Below are 1,751 nucleotides of genomic sequence, written 5' to 3' on the forward strand. Positions count from 1 at the left end.
GTTGCGATCAGCTTGCCGCCGTCGAGCATCAGGCAGTGTTCGAATTGCTCGGCTTCTTCCATGTAGGCGGTGGCGACCAGCAATGTCAGCTGCGGACGTTGCTGGCGCACGTCGTCGATCAGCTCCCAGAAGCGCCGCCGTGACAAGGGATCGACGCCGGTGGTGGGTTCGTCGAGGATCAGCAAATCCGGCTCATGGATCAGCGCACAACAGAGTCCGAGCTTTTGCTTCATGCCTCCCGATAGCTTGCCTGCGGGACGATCGGCAAAACCCAGCAGATCGGTGGCCAGCAGCAGGCTATGCATGCGCTGCTCGAAGTCAGCTTTCGAGAGCCCGAACAGGGTGGCAAAAAAGTGGATGTTCTCGCGGATCGACAGTTCGGGGTACAGATTGCCGCCCAGGCCTTGAGGCATGAACGCAATGCGAGCGTAGAGGCTGTTGCGATGAAGGCGATCCTGGATTGAGCCGCCGAGCACCTCCAGTTGGCCTTGTTGCAGGGTCTTCACACCGGCGATCAGCCCCAGCAGGCTCGATTTGCCGGCGCCATCCGGGCCGATCAGCCCGCAGCGAGTGCCGGCCGGCAGGCTGAACGCGATGTCGGCCAGTGCCTGCTGCTTGCCATAACGGTGCTGGAGGCCGGAGATGTGCAGCGCCGGAGCGGTCATTGCAGATTGGCCGGCCAGTCAACAGGGGCGGTGCGTACATAACCGGCACCGGGCATGCCCGGTTTGGCCTGGGGCATGGCACTCGGGTCAGTCAGTCGCAGCTTGACGCGAAACACCAGCTTTTGCCGCTCGTCGCGCGTTTCGACCTCTTTGGGGGTGAACTGCGATTTGGCCGCCACGAAACTGATTTTTGCCGGCAGCGGATGGCCGGGCAGGGCGTCGAGCAGGATCCGGGCTTCATCGCCGACGGTCAGGCGTCCGGTGACGGACGCTGAGAGGTAAAGATTCATGTACTGATCATTCGGATCGATCAGCATTAATACGCGTCCGCCCGCACCGAGCACCTCGCCGGGCTCGGCCATGCGGAGCTGGATGACGCCGTCGATCGGCGCCCGCAAACTGCTGTCGTCGATTTCGCTGGTCAACTGGGCGACCTGCGCCTGAGCTGCGCCAATGGCGGCCCCGACGGCCGAAACCTGGGCGCGGGCCGCAGCGACGGCGGCATTGGCGGTGTCGAAGCGCGCCTGTTGTTGATCGATGATCTGGCCGCTGGCGTAACCGCGCCTGAACAGTTCCTGGGAGCGTTTGAGTTCCTGTTGGGCGAGCAATTGCTCACTCTGGCGCAGCTGCACATTGGCCTGGGCGGCAGAAAGGTTCTCCCGGGCACGCAGTACTTCGGCTTCGGCCTGGTTGCGCTGGGCTTCGAGGGTGCGGGTGTCCATGCGCGCCAGCAATTGCCCCTTGATCACCTTGTCGCCTTCATTGACGCGCACTTCGGCCAGTCGCCCGGGCGTTTTACTGGCGATCTGCACTTCGGTGGCTTCGAGGCGTCCGTTGCCGACATACAGGCCTTCAGGCAGGCGGTCATGCATCGATTTCCAGTAACCAAAGCTCCCGGCGGCCAGCAGCAGAATGATCAGAGAGCTGGCGAAAAAAATCGAAGAACGGCTGTGCGTTGACATTCGGGCATCCTGCGACGGTAACGTCCTAGTTTGAACGGGCGAGCGCCGAGGCGACTTGATGTCCGTCAACTGAAGGCCAAGCCTGACCCGATTGACCAGGTGGCCGGCCGGTTCTGCATTATTT

The 1,751-nt window shown here is 62.4% G+C and carries 2 protein-coding genes; both read right to left on the reverse strand.

Annotated elements, in window-relative coordinates; all coding sequences use genetic code 11:
• The coding region (locus AC1DH9_RS28465) for an ATP-binding cassette domain-containing protein (RefSeq protein ID WP_477809266.1) at positions 1–665 on the reverse strand (665 nt) is incomplete at its 3' end.
• Positions 662–1,627: an HlyD family secretion protein gene (locus AC1DH9_RS28470; protein WP_427538739.1), complete on the reverse strand. Its 966-nt coding sequence runs from the start codon at positions 1,625–1,627 to the stop codon at positions 662–664. The genes AC1DH9_RS28465 and AC1DH9_RS28470, both read right to left, overlap by 4 nt.
• Between the last annotated feature and the right edge of the window lie 124 nt (positions 1,628–1,751).

The organism is Pseudomonas sp. 05T35, from assembly GCF_056396605.1.

What these genes read in the sequence shown, in the direction of transcription:
- AC1DH9_RS28470 (WP_427538739.1), bottom strand. Translation starts at nt 1,627, where the DNA reads ATGTCAACGCACAGCCGTTCTTCGATTTTTTTCGCCAGCTCTCTGATC.